Origin of the sequence: Herpetosiphon gulosus (assembly GCF_039545135.1) — a bacterium.
Taxonomy (GTDB): domain Bacteria; phylum Chloroflexota; class Chloroflexia; order Chloroflexales; family Herpetosiphonaceae; genus Herpetosiphon; species Herpetosiphon gulosus.
Genome location: NZ_BAABRU010000014.1, coordinates 69227 through 84584, shown reverse-complemented (window position 1 = coordinate 84584; position 15358 = coordinate 69227). Strand labels below are relative to the sequence as shown.

14 protein-coding genes are annotated in these 15358 nt (G+C 50.4%); 7 read left to right on the top strand and 7 right to left on the bottom strand.

Annotated elements, in window-relative coordinates; genetic code table 11:
- Nucleotides 1-37: 37 nt before the first annotated feature.
- The 3 genes from ABEB26_RS18800 to ABEB26_RS18790 all read right to left on the bottom strand — a co-directional run bounded on the left by ABEB26_RS18800 (nucleotide 38) and on the right by ABEB26_RS18790 (nucleotide 4551).
- On the bottom strand, nucleotides 38-1798 hold the full coding sequence (locus tag ABEB26_RS18800) for a cellulase family glycosylhydrolase (RefSeq protein ID WP_345723579.1): 1761 nt from the start codon (nucleotides 1796-1798) through the stop codon (nucleotides 38-40).
- Nucleotides 1799-1912: 114 nt separating this feature from the next.
- Nucleotides 1913-2758, bottom strand: a complete 846-nt coding sequence (nadC, locus tag ABEB26_RS18795) for a carboxylating nicotinate-nucleotide diphosphorylase (RefSeq protein ID WP_345723634.1) — start codon at nucleotides 2756-2758, stop codon at nucleotides 1913-1915.
- A gap of 257 nt (nucleotides 2759-3015) precedes the next feature.
- The gene (locus ABEB26_RS18790) at nucleotides 3016-4551 is read right to left on the bottom strand and encodes a nicotinate phosphoribosyltransferase (protein ID WP_345723578.1); all 1536 of its coding nucleotides are present in this window, start codon (nucleotides 4549-4551) and stop codon (nucleotides 3016-3018) included.
- 562 nt (nucleotides 4552-5113) lie between these two features.
- On the opposite strand from ABEB26_RS18790, the gene ABEB26_RS18785 reads away from it, so the two are divergent.
- Together ABEB26_RS18785 and ABEB26_RS18780 are read left to right on the top strand one after the other, a co-directional pair.
- Nucleotides 5114-6793, top strand: a complete 1680-nt coding sequence (locus tag ABEB26_RS18785; RefSeq protein ID WP_345723577.1) for an acyl-CoA mutase large subunit family protein — start codon at nucleotides 5114-5116, stop codon at nucleotides 6791-6793.
- 363 nt (nucleotides 6794-7156) lie between these two features.
- Nucleotides 7157-8335: a hypothetical protein gene (locus ABEB26_RS18780; RefSeq protein WP_345723576.1), complete on the top strand. Its 1179-nt coding sequence runs from the start codon at nucleotides 7157-7159 to the stop codon at nucleotides 8333-8335.
- An 83-nt stretch (nucleotides 8336-8418) separates the two neighbouring features.
- On the opposite strand, the gene ABEB26_RS18775 is transcribed toward ABEB26_RS18780, so the two are convergent.
- From ABEB26_RS18775 to ABEB26_RS18760, 4 genes are all read right to left on the bottom strand, one after another.
- Nucleotides 8419-8946 (bottom strand): hypothetical protein, encoded by a 528-nt coding sequence (locus tag ABEB26_RS18775; protein WP_345723575.1) that lies wholly within the window; start codon nucleotides 8944-8946, stop codon nucleotides 8419-8421.
- Nucleotides 8947-9027: 81 nt separating this feature from the next.
- Entirely contained in the window at nucleotides 9028-9783 is a 756-nt protein-coding gene (locus tag ABEB26_RS18770; protein ID WP_345723574.1) for a sortase, read from the bottom strand.
- A 65-nt stretch (nucleotides 9784-9848) separates the two neighbouring features.
- A complete protein-coding gene (locus ABEB26_RS18765) occupies nucleotides 9849-10394 on the bottom strand; it encodes a nucleotidyltransferase (RefSeq protein WP_345723573.1) in 546 nt (181 codons plus the stop codon).
- A gap of 14 nt (nucleotides 10395-10408) precedes the next feature.
- The gene (locus ABEB26_RS18760) at nucleotides 10409-11026 is read right to left on the bottom strand and encodes a GNAT family N-acetyltransferase (RefSeq protein ID WP_041304630.1); all 618 of its coding nucleotides are present in this window, start codon (nucleotides 11024-11026) and stop codon (nucleotides 10409-10411) included.
- Nucleotides 11027-11077: 51 nt separating this feature from the next.
- Between ABEB26_RS18760 and ABEB26_RS18755 the strand changes: the two genes are divergently transcribed.
- From ABEB26_RS18755 to ABEB26_RS18735, 5 genes are all read left to right on the top strand, one after another.
- Complete coding sequence (locus ABEB26_RS18755; RefSeq protein ID WP_345723572.1) at nucleotides 11078-12172, top strand: hypothetical protein; 1095 nt, start codon at nucleotides 11078-11080, stop codon at nucleotides 12170-12172.
- A 113-nt stretch (nucleotides 12173-12285) separates the two neighbouring features.
- On the top strand, nucleotides 12286-12960 hold the full coding sequence (minC, locus tag ABEB26_RS18750) for a septum site-determining protein MinC (protein WP_345723571.1): 675 nt from the start codon (nucleotides 12286-12288) through the stop codon (nucleotides 12958-12960).
- 20 nt (nucleotides 12961-12980) lie between these two features.
- The gene (gene minD / locus ABEB26_RS18745; protein ID WP_012190955.1) at nucleotides 12981-13781 is read left to right on the top strand and encodes a septum site-determining protein MinD; all 801 of its coding nucleotides are present in this window, start codon (nucleotides 12981-12983) and stop codon (nucleotides 13779-13781) included.
- 45 nt (nucleotides 13782-13826) lie between these two features.
- Nucleotides 13827-14090 carry a cell division topological specificity factor MinE gene (gene minE / locus ABEB26_RS18740; protein WP_345723570.1) on the top strand — a complete coding sequence of 88 codons (264 nt, stop codon included), beginning with the start codon at nucleotides 13827-13829 and terminating at the stop codon, nucleotides 14088-14090.
- Nucleotides 14091-14116: 26 nt separating this feature from the next.
- A complete protein-coding gene (locus ABEB26_RS18735) occupies nucleotides 14117-15328 on the top strand; it encodes an AI-2E family transporter (RefSeq protein ID WP_345723568.1) in 1212 nt (403 codons plus the stop codon).
- Nucleotides 15329-15358: the final 30 nt, after the last annotated feature.

The following is a 15358-nucleotide window of genomic DNA, read 5'->3' as shown; positions in this document are numbered from 1 at the left end:
GCGTGATCTTCGTGTTGTTGCAACCGACCTCGGTTAATTATTTATGGGTTGCTGCAAACTGTTGCAAGCGGGTATAGGCTGGGCGTGGGCTCCAATCAGGGTTCAATACCCCGAATGAAGCAGTTTCGTGCAACGGATCGGGTGAGGTCACCGCGAAGTTCAAATTCCACACGAACATTGCGCCAACCCATGGAGCATAATCGTAGCGAGCCATATACATTGCTCGTTCGAGGTAAGCTCCTTGTTCTTCGATGGTATTCGAGTTGCCATACTCAAAGCCTGGGCTAGTGTTGGCGGTAGCCCAGCCAATTTCGGTTACCCAAATTTGGCGGTCGCCGTTGCCACTGTTGACCAGCACTTGACGCACATCTTCAATCCGTCGCCAGTAGAATTCAGAGTTGTCGCGCCAACCTGGGCCTGGGCCTGGGTTATCGGGCCACTTCGTATCTGGTGGATTATAGGTGCCGCCGAAGTGTGCCCCAATTACGTCAACGTTATTCCAGAATTTTGGAATTGCAAACATTTGGGCAAAGTAAATCAACTCATCAACTGCAATATCGGTGCGATTGGTTGCAGTTGGGGTTGGCGAGCCAGAAACCACAATTGCCTCGGGGTCAGCAGCTTTCACGCCTTTGTAGGCATATTCCAACATATCCACATAATAGGCTGCTGGAGCTACTACACCACCATTTTCAATTGCATAATTTTGCTCGTTCCAAATTTCGTAGGCTTGGACTTTGCCTTTGTAACGTTGCGCCATACGCTGCATAAAATCGCCAAATTTGGGAAAGTTGCGGCGTGATGGCAAGCCGTGAGTACCATTTTCGCTGGCCCATTCAGGCGAACGAACCACACTCAACAAGACTTTAATGCCCTTGGCGTGAGCGTCGTTAACAACTTTATCTAACTCGCCCCAATAGATTGTGCCGTCAGCAGCTTGGAGATCTTCCCAAGGTGCTTGTTGGCGAATCCAGCCAAAGGCGGCGTTGTTGACCAATTGATACAAACGATCGCGTTCTTGGTAGAAGGCTTGAACATTGTAGCCATAGATAAAATCGGCTGGGATGGCTTCGGCACGGGTGTGATAGCGGAAGAACCATTCCTTAACGGCCAATTTTGGCTCGGTTTTGTGTTCGTTATAGTATTGTTTACCCAACAAACCAAGCAACACTTGGAATTCAGGTTTTTCTTCGGGATGATATTCGAAGCGATTACGCTCGAAATATTGGACCCAATAGACCTTGCCAGTATCAGGGTTCAGCTCTTGGAATGGCTCTGACAAAGGATAACCAAACACCGAGAGGCCACCATAATTGCGCCAGAAGGTCAAAAATGGGCCAGGTGTGTTGGTCAGGGTGTGTTGGGTTTCAGGGAACCAAACCGTGCCATTGTTGGGATTGGCGACTGGCTTGAAGGCTGGCTCATTTTCGCGACCCTTGGCCAATTCTTTGCCCAGCAAACGCCCAAGCACAAAGTATTTGTTGCCATTGGTTGGGTGATTGAAGTTTTCAGGGTGTTCTTCTAAGATGGCGCGTTCGAAATATTGCACCAAATAGAATTTACCAGGCTCGGTAAAGCTTTCTTGGATAAATGGCAAGGAAATGGGATAGCCCAACACGCGCATGGCATTCGGCGTATTCTTCCAAAATTGCCAGAAATAGTTGACCGCTGATTGCCCGGTTTCGGGGAAATACTGGGCTAAGGGCGGCGGCGGTGTAGCCTCGGCCTTGGTTCCAGGTAGCACTACGCCCATGGCAATAAGCATGAGCAGGCCAAGACGAACCCATCGTCGTCGCATGGCATTCTCCTTTTGTCGATGCACTAAATCGTTCGTAAGCAATTGTTCAGGACTGACTGCGTAATAGTAGCATGGCCAACCTGATAAATTGCTTATAGCCTACTGATGAGCACGTTACGAATTGATTGCAATGTCCAAGCTGATGTCAAGCGCCGTTGCCGAGTGAGTAATCGCACCACAGGAGATCAAATTGACCCCTGTTTCCGCGACCGCCCGAATCCGCTCAAGTGTAATGCCGCCCGAAGCCTCGACCAAAGCCCGCCCAGCGATTAAATGCACAGCCTCGCGCATGGCTTCAATCGACATATTATCGAGCATAATGATATCGGCTCCAGCCTCAAGTGCTGCTTGTACCCCTGCCAAATCTTCAACTTCAACCTCGATTTTGGTGGTATGCGGCGCGACAGCCCGTGCCCGCTGAATTGCGCCCACAATATCATGCCCACCAAGCGCCAGATGATTATCCTTGATCAGCACGCCATCGCCCAAATTAAACCGATGATTTGCGCCACCACCTGCCCGAACTGCGGCTTTTTCCAAAGCCCGCCAGCCTGGGGTGGTTTTGCGGGTATCAACTAGTTTGGCTTGGGTATCGGCGATTTTGGCAACGTAGAGCGCGGTTTTGCTGGCAATACCCGAAAGCCGCTGTAAAAAGTTAAGCAAGGTACGCTCGGCCATCAGTACTGAACGAGCTGGTCCGCTGAGATAGGCCACAATCGTGCCATACTTTACAGCTGCGCCATCGCCTAACACTGGTTGCCATTCTAAGGCCGGGTCAACTAAACGGCAAACTGCCGCCGCAACCTCCATGCCCGCGAGCACACCCTGATCTTTAACTAAAACATGGGCTTTGGCTGCTAAATCAGCCGGAATTGTGGCAAGTGACGTTAAGTCGCCACCATCGAGGTCTTCTGCTAACGCCAATTCGATTAGGCGTTGAGTTGCTTGAGGAAGGTACATTGCACAAACACCATTGTCCTTGTACATTGGGTTACGATTGTCAATCATAGCATAAAAATCCTTGTTGCGGTGATCAATTTGCCCCAACTGACCACGAATCCTGCAAGCAATCCATGGTTAATGGTGTCGCCTACAGGATTCTCTGGCAGCATCGCTTGGGTTGATCGAATAATAAATTTATTAAAATTTTTTATAAATAAGTATTGAACTTGCCAGTTGATTATTAACGTGGCCGATCTCAAGGCGTTTGATCGTGCCTAACCCTTGCGCATCTCTTTAATCAGATTCTGTTTCAATTCCCACAAACGTTGGCTGAGCGAAACGTGGTAGATGTGGGGATTGACCAAGCGCAAAACCCCAGGATCAAGCCGCGCCAAATCGCGCACCCGCCGTTCGCGCAACTCGGCCAAATCGGGCACATCGACTACCCGACGACCTGAATCAAGCACTGTTGCATACAAAGCCTCAATTGTGTGGTCGGCAGGGCTAAGCGTGCGTTGCTTGCTCGAATCAGTTGGGTGATACAAACTCAAGGCTTCGCTTTGCTGTGGATGTTCATCATCCAAGGTCAGAACATCGGCGCTGGCTCGCCCACGGCTATCATAAACCCGCCATGCTGCCTTGCGCCCAGGCGTTGGAGTTTTCTGGGGGTTCTCTGAAAGCTTGATCGCGGGCTTCCACGTATCGCGATCAAACAATGAAACCAATTTATACACCCCGCCCAAGGCTGGCTCGCCCCACGATGTGACCAAATGCGTGCCGACCCCAAACACCAAGCGCTTGATCACCGCATCGGCTTCGAGTCCATAGCGCGGCGCTTCGGCCCGAATTTGGGTCAAAATCTGCCAAATTACCAACTCATCGAGATTGTTGGAAAGCACAATTGAAACATCGGGGAATCCGGCGGTGTTGAGCATTTTGGCGGCCTGAATGCTCAAATAGGCCAAGTCACCAGAATCAAGCCGAATGCCAACGGGTTTGTGGCCTTGGCGACGCAGCTTTTCAAATACCTTGATTGCATTGGGTACGCCGCTTTCCAAGGTGTTGATTGTATCGACCAGCAGGAGGGTGTCGTCGGGATAAGCTTCAGCGTAGGCCTCGAATGCGCCTAATTCGCCCATGCCCAAAGCCATGGCGGTTTGGACCAAACTATGGGCATGCGTGCCACTTGGCTGCACACCCATATCAAGCGCTGCGCCGACGTTCGATGAGCTATCAGCGCCGCCGATGAGGGCTGCACGAGTGGCCAAATTGGCTCCCCAGCCTTGGGCGCGGCGCATGCCAAATTCCAAAAAGAGGCCATCGCCAGCACTCTCGCGTACCCGCGCCGCTTTGGTAGCGATGAGCGTGCTGAAGTTGAGCATATTTAGCAAGGGCGTTTCGAGAATTTGCGCTAGCACCAGCGGGCCTTCGACAATCGTCATTGGCACCGTGTGGTGCACCACACGCCCCTCGGGAATCCCCCGAATCGTCACATTACGGAGATCGCCATATTTGCGCAGCCAGCCCAAAAAATCGCTGCTAAACAAAGCTTGACCAGTGCGACCTTTCATGGCCGAGAGCGCGGCGATCTCGCCCTCGCCAAACCGCGCCGTATCCATCCATTCGAGCAAGGGTTGCATGCCTGCGGCCACCGCATAACCCGCCGCATGCGCTCCATAATTGGGATACGAACGAAAGTAGTGGTCGAACAAGGCTGGGCGTTCATGCAGCCCCAATCGATAATACACCTGCGACATGGTTAATTGATATTGATCGGTGAAGAGAATGCCATGTTGAAAGCGGGTTGTCATATATTGCTATCCTTTGTAACTCGAAAAGTTGACTTAGTGTCTATAATACACTAATTGTCAAGCGCCGAAATTAGAACATAGAACAAAAATCGATTTAAGGTTCAGGGCTTAGTTAATTTGAAACCGCGAAGAGCACGAAGGACACGAACGAAGAATTGGCTCTAGGCTATCGGAACGTTTTGTGGTATTGAACAATTATTCCGATAGCCAACAGGCTTTGGATCTCAAGTTTCTAACTAATCTCCGATAGCCTAGAGCCGAATTTTCATCCTTCATCCCTCATCCTTTCGCTCGCCCCGCGCCTCTACATTAAACGCTGATCGCTATGTTCTATGTGTAATGGTTCATTGGGTTGGCAACGCATGGCATGCCCTCACCCCCTCGCCCGCACGCGAGGCGAGGGGCTGGGGGTGAGGGCACGAGCACTGGTTGTTAACCTCATAATCCATTACAACTATGCTCTATGCTCTATGCTCTTTGTTCTATCTTGGCGGTTCTTTGCTACAATGGAAGCATATCGCGTGAACGTTGAGAATTTTCATAACCCAAGGGGGAAACGACGATGTTTAGTCCCGAGCAGTTAGCTCAGATGCGGGCGGCGCAGGAGCGCTGGAATGACGAAACGCTGGCTCCGACACTGCAGAAAACTCCCGAACGTCCGGCGTTATTTAGCACAATTTCCAGCGAGCCAATTCAACGCTTGTATACCCCGCTCGACATTGCCAACACTGATTATCATAAGGATATTAGCTTTCCTGGTGAGTTTCCTTATACTCGTGGGATTCACCCAACTGGTTATCGTGGCAAACTCTGGACGATGCGCATGTTTGCGGGGTTTGGCACTGCCGAAGAAACCAATGCTCGCTTTAAATATCTGCTGAGCCAAGGCCAAACTGGACTTTCGACGGCCTTCGATATGCCAACGCTCTATGGCCGCGACACCGATCATCCATTGGTTGAAGGTGAGTTTGGCAAATGTGGCGTGGCCGTCACCTCATTGGCCGATATGGATATTTTGTTCGATGGCATTCCACTCGATCAAGTAACCACCTCGATGACAATTAACTCGCCAGCGGCAATTATTTGGGCAATGTATATTGCGGCGGCGGAAAAGCGCGGCATTTCACGCGCCAAGTTAGGTGGCACACTTCAAAACGACATCCTTAAAGAATATGCTGCCCAGAACGAATATATCTTCCCGATTGCGCCATCGATGCGCTTGGTGGTTGATACAATTGAATTTGCTGCCCAACATATGCCCAAGTGGAATCCAGTCTCAGTCAGTGGCTATCATATTCGCGAGGCTGGGGCTACGGCTGCCCAAGAGCTGGCCTTTACGCTGGGCGATGGTATTGCTTATGTCAAAGCTTGTCTCAAACGTGGCCTGAATATTGATGATTTTGCGCCGCGCATTTCCTACTTCTTCAATGCCCACAACGATTTCTTTGAAGAAATTGCCAAGTATCGCGCTGCCCGCCGCGTTTGGGCACGCCAAATGCATGACGTTTATGGGGCGAAAAATCCGCGCTCGTGGTGGATGCGTTTTCATACCCAGACGGCTGGGGTTTCGCTGACGGCCCAACAACCTGAGAACAACATCGTGCGGGTAGCGATTCAAGCTTTGGCAGCGGTGATCGGTGGTACGCAATCGCTCCATACCGATGCGATGGACGAAGCACTGGCCTTGCCATCGGAAAAAGCTGTGACCATTGCCTTGCGTACCCAGCAAATTATTGCTGAAGAAAGCGGCGTGACCAATACGATCGATCCGTTGGCTGGCTCGTATTTTGTCGAGGCCTTGACCAACCGCATGGAAGCCGAGTGTCTCGATTACTTCCGCCGAATCGAGGAGCAAGGTGGCATGGAAGCGGCTTTGGAAAAAGGCTGGATTCAACAGCAAATCGCCGATTCATCGTATCGCTTCCAGCAAGAAGTTGATAGCGGCCAACGCGGCTTTGTTGGGGTCAACAAGTATACCGTTGATGATCCAATTGAAATTCCAATTTTGCAGATGGACCCTGACGGCGAGAACAAACACATGGCTCGGCTAAACAAAGTGCGTAACGAACGCGATCAAGCTCGTTGGGCCGAAGCCATGGACAACCTACGCCAAGCAGCGCAAGGCGAGCACAATCTGATGGAGCCAATTTTGGCGGCGGTGAATGCTTATGCCACATTGGGCGAAATGTGCGATGTCTTGCGCGAGGTCTTTGGGATTTACCAAGAAGTAATGATCGTTTAGCAATATTTTGGCTACAGGCTATGGGCTATCGGAACGTTTTGTGGAAAGCTAATAGCCCATAACCTGTAGTTGTAATGGTTCATTGGGTTGGCAACGCATGGCATGCCCTCACCTCCTCGCCCCCTCGCCCGCACGCGAGGCAAGGGGGAACCGCTCCAACAGTGCGCCCCTCGCCCGCCGCCGTGGGCGAGGGGTTGGGGGTGAGGGCATGAGCACTGGTTGTTAACCTCATAATCCATTACATGTAGTCAATAGCTACGTCCTTCGTGCCCTTCGTGGATCAACACCTCCAACTCCCTTGGTATAGGGTTTGCTATATGTTTGGCAGATACAAGCTCGAATATAGAGCAAAGGAGTTTGCTGATGAATGATCAACAACAACAATCATTACTAACCGCTGCCTTGATTGCTGGTGGCCTTGTCGGTGGCGTATTGGGTGCACGCAGCCGCCACAATCACCCAAAAAACTTGGGCGAAAAAATATCACTGCTGACCGACAATCTGCGTGATCAGGTTGAGCATCGGGCTGCTGATGCTAATAGTTATCTGCATAGCCTCAATAAACAAGCTCGCAAAGAATTCAAACGTGAGCAAAAGAAGCTACGCAAAGCTGGTAAACACGCCAATCAACGCTTAAACGCCAGCTTGGAAACGGGCCGCGAACAGCTAGACCAAACAATTAATCAGTTGGGCAAAAAAGTTGCTGATGGCCGTGATAAAGGTAATGCGCTGTTTGGAGCGGCTACTGCTGGCTTGGCTGCCATTGCTGCTGCTAGCCGCGAACGGGCCAGCGATTTAGGTGATCAAACCAAAAGCCGTTTAGCCGATGTGCGCGAACAAGCACTTGATCAAGGTGAGACGTTGGCCGATAAAGCCAAAAATATCGTGGCCGAGGTGCGAGAGCGCTTGAGCAGCACTAGCGAAACGGTACTTGAGCAAGCCGATGATTTGCGTCATCGTGCAGTCGATGTGGCGAGCAGCAAAAGCGCCGATGCCCGTGATCAAGCCAACGATTTGGTTCAGCGTTTGAGTGGCATCGTCCAAGAGTTGTTGGCAACCACGACTGAACGCGCCAAAGAAGCCCGTGAGCATGCTCCCGATGCCTTGCGCTCAGTCGCCCAAACTGTCAGCGCTAAAGCCCAAGATGTTAGTGCCAGCGTTATTCCAGCGGTTACTGGTGCAGCCAATGTGGTTGGTGAACGCGCCAAGGAAACGGCTTCGGTGGTTGGCGAACGGGCTAAAGATGCAGCCAATGTGGTTGGTGAACGTGCCAAGGAAACGGCTTCGGTGGTTGGCGAACGGGCTAAAGATGCAGCCAATGTGGTTGGTGAAACTACCCAGCATGCGGCCCAAGCTGTAGCCCATAAAACAGGTGAAGTTGCCACTGAGGTTGGGCGTAAAGGTCGGCGTGCCCGAACTGGCTTGCGTTCGTTTATTGTGGGGATTGTAGCTGGATTATTGACCACACCCGCAGCTGGCGAACAAGTACGCCGCGATTTGCGTCAAAAACTCGAAACGAATCTCAATCGCGTGCTGGGCTAATTTCCCAAGTCTATTCCTAAGCGCAATAAAGCCCCTGCAACCGTCATTGCAGGGGCTTTTAGTTATGCAAAACTTTTACTTTTTTAGAAGTGATGAACTTCTTGATGACGACGAACGACCATGCGGCGACGACGAACCAACAAGAAAATCCCACCACCAATCAAGAGTGGAAACAGCAAGAAGCCAAAGGGTGAACCATCACGATGATGATACTCATATTGGAAGTGTGGTTGTGGTTCGGCCCATGGTGCGGCTGGCATTGCATCGCGCATTTCAGCTTGAACATCACGCATTTCCTCCCGTAAGTTGGCCATTTCTTCACGGAATTCAGCGCCGCTTTCACGCCAGTTTGAGCCAACAGCTTCGTTGATTTCGCTTTGCACACCCTGCATTTCAGCTTGCAGATCGCTCATTTCGGCTTGAAAATCAGCCATTTCTTCGCTAAATTCGGCCCCAGTTTGGGCAAAATCATCATGCATTTGGAAGTGCCGAGCTTGGCTTTCTTCATAGGCATAGCCACGATCACGCCCAAAAAGGCCATTGCCTATATTGCTGAATAGTGCGATGATCCCTGCTCCGATCAACAGCAAGCCTAAAGTTCGTTTTGTCATACTTATTGCCCCTTTGTGATGACCAATATTGTCAATAGCTGTTCATCTGACGGCAGGGGGTAATAATTTGTTGCACATGATTTAGCGCATCTGCCAATTACTGCCAGCAGGTTGCTCGGCGGCGCTAGTGTAGGGCACGGCTCGCACAATAATTCGCTGATCAAAGGCGTTGGGGCCAGTTGGTGGCCAACAGGTAATCAAGGTAATTGTTTCGGTGGGGGTTGGGTTCATGTAGGCGGCATTGGTCAGGCGTTGTTCGGCTGAAACGCCAACTTCTTGTACTCGTTCGTTGGATTGCACCACATACAGATATTGTTGGCCGTTACTATAGAGCACAATTTGGTCGCCTGGCTGGGTCTCGATCAAACGATCAAAGACCGGAGCCGAGCCACCGACATGGCCTGCTAGCACAATATTGCTTGGTTGGCCGGGGTTGGCGCTGCCTTGATGATGACCAACTGCATATTTAGCAACTTGCCATGTTGCCACATCAGCTTGCAATTCCCAACCAACCTCGATCACCTTTTGATCAACCTCAATGCGCGGAATTTGAATCCGGCTGATCGTGGAATGGTCACTGGCAATCAAGGCTGGTGGTTGGTCGCTGACAGTTTGTTGATTGAGCGTGGGGGCCTGAAATGTAGTTATTGCTGGCTCAGGGGGCGTGATGATTGGCACAGCAATTGGCAGCGTACTATCGCCACGCGCCGCCAAGCGATTATAAAAATCATCGGCGTACATGCCACCAACATACAGCAGCAAATACATACCACAAAAAAGCAGCAGATTGCCGAGTGTCCAAGCGATCGGATGGGCTGGTTGAGTGGTTTTCATCATAAGCTATTGGATTGAGCATTAATCAATTAGGCACTACAGACAATGCGCCCATAATGCCTTAAAGCTTACAGGGTTACGCCCATATCGGCGATGCGTGGCGTAACGATCGTGGTTGCATTGCTGGTTTGCAACCGTTGGCGCAAATACTCAAGGTCAAGTTGATGGCGCTTGATAATGCCTTCGCAATCGACAATATCGAAGCGTTGTTGCTCTGGCCCACGATATAGAATCAATTTATGGACCAAAACATCTTCAGGAGCTAAAAAGAGCACGCGTGAGCCAAGCAATGGTTTGCGTTGCAAACGTTCGATCATCGGTGGATCAAGCACAAATGGATAAATGTTACCATTTAACCGAATTGTCAGATCTTCTTGCAAAATGATCCCGCGCCATAGAATTCGTCCGCCATCGTATTGCACGGCCTTTTGGCCTTGTTGCAACAAGCGGGCAATTTCCCCTAGGGTATTGGCCGGCACAATAATATCAATATCATTAATTGGCCGACGGCTGCCATAGAAGTGGGCAGCGGCTCCACCATAAATGCCCCACGACATAGCCGCGCCGTCGAGGAGCTTTTGAACGACCGCCAAGTTTCCTGCAATCAGCGACATACACTGCTTCCTTCTTATTGATTAACGTGGATAACTGACCGATGTTGAGCCGCTTGCCAATCACTCCGTTCGAGCGTCATGTCGTAAAATTGCACCCACACCCCATGGCGACCTTCCTTGATAAAGGGGGCGATGCGTTCGCGGGTGGCTTGATCGAGCGTTTGCATAAAACGCCAGCCAGCATCGCGCCAATGGTGGCCATTGTATTGAAAGCCAAGTCGGCGATAGCAGCGCACCGCACGTTCGTTGACTGAGGCCACATCAAGTACCATGGTTTGAAAGCCTAAGGTGGTGAAAAATGCTTGCAGAAACGCAGCCAAGCCTTCGGTGCCATAGCCTTGACTCACATATTGGGGGCCAATTGTAATGCCAAGTCGTGCCGAGCCACTGGCCGAATCAATATTGCGTAACGTAATTCGCCCAACTAAGGTATGATCACGTAGAGCTATCGCATAGGTTCGCCGAATATCGTTCATCCAATCGCCGCCAACCGTCACCCGATCGGGCAAATTCCAAATGCTGCTCAGTGGTTCGGTGAAGGGTGGCCAACGATCCATGGTTTGATAATCTGCCCGTTGCCAGCGACGAATTACCAGTCGTGGTGCGGTTGCAATGATTGTATCATTCGTCATAGGCTGCCTGTTGCTGATAACCGTTTCCAACATTTATTATAGCATGGTGATATGAAACGATTCTATATTGTTTTGGTACTAATTAGTTTGCTGTATGGGTGTGATATCGATCAGCCGCAACCAACCGTTGTGGTTATTCCAACCTTAGATTTACGCCCCACGCCCACCCTATTGGCGCTGGCTACTGCTCGCCCAACCCCTAGCATTACGCAACCAACGGTTACGCCGTTGGTAACACCAACTGTTGGTACTAACAGCGTGATAACTGCCAGCGATCAGCTATTAGTTAGCGCAAATAATGTTATTCGGACGCAATTTGGCCCATTGTCGCCGAGCCAGCAATGGCTCATCACCCAATCAATTACCCAAGATCAATTCGAATTGCATGCGCCAGGTTTGAGTTTTGTGCCGCCGAGCCGTAGTTATCAAGGCCAAGCCTTGGGTTGGTCGAGTGATGGAGCTTTGCTCTTGTGGCGTTCGCAGGCCCAACCTGATTTGCTGCAAGCAATCGAGCCATTTAGCGGCCAATCAGCTACAGTCCTAACCTCAACCAATGGCTTAATTCAAGCCGCCTTGATGACCAACAGTGCCTTGTATTATGCGGCAGGTGATGATGACCTACGGATTATGCAAGTGGGTGGTAATACCCAAGAGCAGGTAATTATTCGGCTGCCCAAGCGGCAATTGGTAGCTGGTGGCTTGCAACTTAGCCCAAATCGTGATCAATTGGCCTTATTGTTGCAAGTACGTGATCAAACAACTTTGGAGTTGCAACTTTTCGATTTGCCAAGTAACCAAATACGGTTGCTCGATCAAAGCCAGCGTGGCACAAACACACCGCGCATGGTTTGGAATGAGCGTGGAGCCTTGGCCTACTACCTGGGCGATGATTTTCGGATCTACGAACCAAGCCTCAATACAATTCAAGCAACTAATTTGGGAGTTGAGCCGTTGGCGTGGCTTGGCGATGGAATTTTAGTTCGCGCCTTAGATAGCAATGCACTGGTCTATTGGTCGCCAACCCAAGTCTATCCACTTAATGATCCTGCTGGCGAACCACGCTATGCCAATGATTTACAAGCGTTGAATCAAGCCCAATTTCTGTTGCTCAATCAAGGGGCAATTTGGCAGATTGAGCTTGAGTAAAAAAACAGGCTAAGGCTTTTAGGTATAATCGTAGTACATACAAATCTGACCCCTGAACCCTCGCCCCTGAATCCTAAAACCAGCATTTTCGTTTTCTTGACGAAAACGGTATAATGCGCGATATGGAAGAGCGCATCACGTTAAAAGGCAGCCGTGACGGGCTGCGCTTGATTTTACACCCCACCGCAGCGTGGGAAGAAGTCCTTGACGCCTTGCGCAAGCAACTAGCCCAAGGGCCATCGTTTTATCATGGCGCAAAATTATTGATCGATGTTGGTGAGCGTTCGATCACCGATGTGGAGCTACAGGCGATCTTGGCGATCATGACTGAACATGATATTGAGCCAGCCGCATTAATTACCATCGCACCAACCAATCGGACTACTAGTCGGCAAGCAGGCCTAGAAACCCGCCATCCCGACAGCCTACGGTCTACTTCTCCATCCGTCGTGCAAGGCGAAGGCTTATTTTTATGGCGCACCGTGCGTTCCGGCCAAGCAATTCGGCATCAAGGCCATATCGTTGTGGTCGGCGATGTCAATGCAGGAGCCGAAATTAGCGCTCACGGCAGCGTCATCATTTGGGGGCGCTTACGCGGCTCCGTCCATGCAGGCGTTGGCGGCAATCAACAGGCAATTGTCTGTGCGCTCGAATTGCGCCCAACCCTCTTGCGGATCGCCGATAACCTTGCCCGCACACCTGATAATCATCGCCCAACTGGCCCTGAACAAGCCAGCCTTGATGGCGACAACATTGTAGTAGTACCATGGGATGCCCCACGCCGCTAGTGGGTCTTTGAGGATCATGTATGGCACAAGTAATCACAATCACCTCTGGTAAAGGGGGGGTTGGCAAAACCACCACCACCGCCAATCTCGCCACATCGTTAGCAATGCAAGGCCAACGAGTTGTTGCAATTGATGCCGATATCGGCTTGCGCAATCTCGATGTGGTCATGGGCCTAGAAAACCGAATCGTCTATGATTTGGTCGATGTGGTCGAAGGCCGCTGTCGGACACGCCAAGCGCTGATTAAAGATAAGCGCTTCCCTGATAATTTGTTCTTGTTGCCAGCAGCCCAAACCCGCGACAAAGATGCGGTAACGCCTGATGACATGATCGCCCTTTGCAACGAGCTGCGCCGCGAATTCGATTTTATTCTAATCGACTCGCCCGCTGGAATCGAAGGCGGCTTTAAGAATGCGATTGCACCCGCCGACCACATTTTGATCGTCACAACACCTGAAATGTCTGCTGTGCGCGATGCCGACCGAATTGTCGGGTTGGTCGAAGCGTATGAAAAAAGCAATCCAAAGCTCATTATTAACCGAATTAAAGCGCGGATGGTTGCTCGCGGCGACATGATGGATACGCCCGATGTGGTAGAAATTTTGGCAATCGACCTGGTTGGAATTGTGCCAGACGATGAAAGCATTGTAGTTTCAACCAACCGCGGTGAAGTTGCAGTGCTTGATCGTGAATCGATGGCAGGTAAGGCCTATAATAATATTGCCAATCGTTTACTCGGCCACGATATTCCCTTCCTTGTGCTTGATGAAAAACAAGGCTTATGGGCACAATTGGTCAATATGTTTCGTACCCGCCGCTAAAATAGCGCGGTTGAGCCAACTTTATCTTCCACATGGAGCGGATCTATGGGTCTTTTAGATAATCTTTTTGGTCGCAAGCAACAGACCAGTTCGTCGGTTGCCAAAGAGCGTTTATTGACGGTTTTAGTCCATGATCGGGTTCATCTCACACCCCACGATATGGAAGAGATGAAGCGCGAAATTATTGCTGTGATCGAGCGTTACGTTGAAGTAACCAACCCAGAGGCCATTGAAGTAACCTTGACCCGTGGCGAAGCTGCCGACCACCTCAAGGCCGATATTCCCCTTGGTCGCTCGCGTCAACAATAACGCACTGGCCATGTGGAGGAGATGTTATGCACGTTCAGCCAACTAGTCCGATTCGTTTCTCACCACGCGCAAAGTTTGTAACAGTCCTTTCGATTGTTATTATTAGCCTGTACTTGGTCAACCAAGCTTGGCATATTATGATTCCCTTTATTTGGGCAATCATCACGGCCTATATTTTTAATCCAGTTGTTACCTGGATGCAACGGCGTACCAAAACACCCCGTTTTTGGTGGGTAATTGTGCTCTACATCATCGGGTCTGCGCTGTTAACTTTGCTGGTGAGTAATGTCGTCCCAATTATCACAACCCAGATTAACGATCTCGCTCAGGCTATTCCAACCTGGCTTGAAGAGGCCAAAATCTACGTTGAAAAACATGAATCATTGACGATTCGTGGAGTCGAGTTGATTAATCTGCGTGAAGCTGAGCGTGAAATATCGGGAGCAATTGCGGCGTTTGCCAAAGATTTGCCTGGTGCAGCCCCTAAATTTTTGTTTGGGATTGCCGAAGGCTTTATTTTAACCTTGGTCTATTTCGTCGTAACCTTCTACTTGCTACTCCAAGCCGAAACCATCCCCAACAATTTCTATCGCTTGATTCCCGAACGCCATCGCGATGAAATTCGCCAATTGATTGGTTCGATCGATCGGGTGCTCTCAGCTTACATTCGTGGTCAGTTTTTGCTGATTATCATTATGTCAGTGCTCAGCTTCATTGCCCTATCGATTCTGCAAGTCAAATATGCCTTGATCATCGCCATTGCTACCGGATTCTTGGAAATTATTCCAATCATCGGGCCGTACATGGCCACCGCCATCGCCGCCTTGGTAGGCTTTTTCCAAGGCACAACTCCGTTTGGCTGGGAGCCTTGGTTGCTAGCCTTGGTGATTATCATTGTCTATTTTGCCCTGCGCCAATTCGAAGATCACTTTATTATTCCAAATTTGGTCGGCCACATCGTCAATGTGCATCCAGTCTTTGTGATCTTTGCAATTTTGGCGGGGGGAGCGGTAGCCGGCGGCTTAGGCTTGCTCATATCGATTCCAATTGCCGCAGTGGCCCGTATCATCCTTTCATATCTGCATGGCAAGCTGGTCGATTCGCCCAACCCGCAAGCCGATTTGGTCGAGCAGGAGGGCAAATTGCTTGAAAACCACGCAATCGCCGAGCGCCGCGAAAGCCGCCGTAACCGCCGCGAAGCCAAAAAACAGATCGAAGGCAGCGATCTCAAACCCTAAACCATAAGATTTAGCTAATGATTTAAGCCA

Excerpts from the sequence above, each read along its gene's own strand:
- minD (WP_012190955.1), top strand. The coding sequence starts at position 12,981 with ATGGCACAAGTAATCACAATCACCTCTGGTAAAGGGGGGGTTGGCAAA.
- ABEB26_RS18765 (WP_345723573.1), bottom strand. The coding sequence starts at position 10,394 with ATGTCGCTGATTGCAGGAAACTTGGCGGTCGTTCAAAAGCTCCTCGAC.
- ABEB26_RS18775 (WP_345723575.1), bottom strand. The coding sequence starts at position 8,946 with ATGACAAAACGAACTTTAGGCTTGCTGTTGATCGGAGCAGGGATCATC.
- nadC (WP_345723634.1), bottom strand. The coding sequence starts at position 2,758 with ATGTACCTTCCTCAAGCAACTCAACGCCTAATCGAATTGGCGTTAGCA.
- ABEB26_RS18760 (WP_041304630.1), bottom strand. The coding sequence starts at position 11,026 with ATGACGAATGATACAATCATTGCAACCGCACCACGACTGGTAATTCGT.
- ABEB26_RS18800 (WP_345723579.1), bottom strand. The coding sequence starts at position 1,798 with ATGCGACGACGATGGGTTCGTCTTGGCCTGCTCATGCTTATTGCCATG.
- ABEB26_RS18735 (WP_345723568.1), top strand. The coding sequence starts at position 14,117 with ATGCACGTTCAGCCAACTAGTCCGATTCGTTTCTCACCACGCGCAAAG.
- ABEB26_RS18780 (WP_345723576.1), top strand. The coding sequence starts at position 7,157 with ATGAATGATCAACAACAACAATCATTACTAACCGCTGCCTTGATTGCT.
- ABEB26_RS18790 (WP_345723578.1), bottom strand. The coding sequence starts at position 4,551 with ATGACAACCCGCTTTCAACATGGCATTCTCTTCACCGATCAATATCAA.
- ABEB26_RS18755 (WP_345723572.1), top strand. The coding sequence starts at position 11,078 with ATGAAACGATTCTATATTGTTTTGGTACTAATTAGTTTGCTGTATGGG.
- ABEB26_RS18770 (WP_345723574.1), bottom strand. The coding sequence starts at position 9,783 with ATGATGAAAACCACTCAACCAGCCCATCCGATCGCTTGGACACTCGGC.
- minC (WP_345723571.1), top strand. The coding sequence starts at position 12,286 with ATGCGCGATATGGAAGAGCGCATCACGTTAAAAGGCAGCCGTGACGGG.
- minE (WP_345723570.1), top strand. The coding sequence starts at position 13,827 with ATGGGTCTTTTAGATAATCTTTTTGGTCGCAAGCAACAGACCAGTTCG.
- ABEB26_RS18785 (WP_345723577.1), top strand. The coding sequence starts at position 5,114 with ATGTTTAGTCCCGAGCAGTTAGCTCAGATGCGGGCGGCGCAGGAGCGC.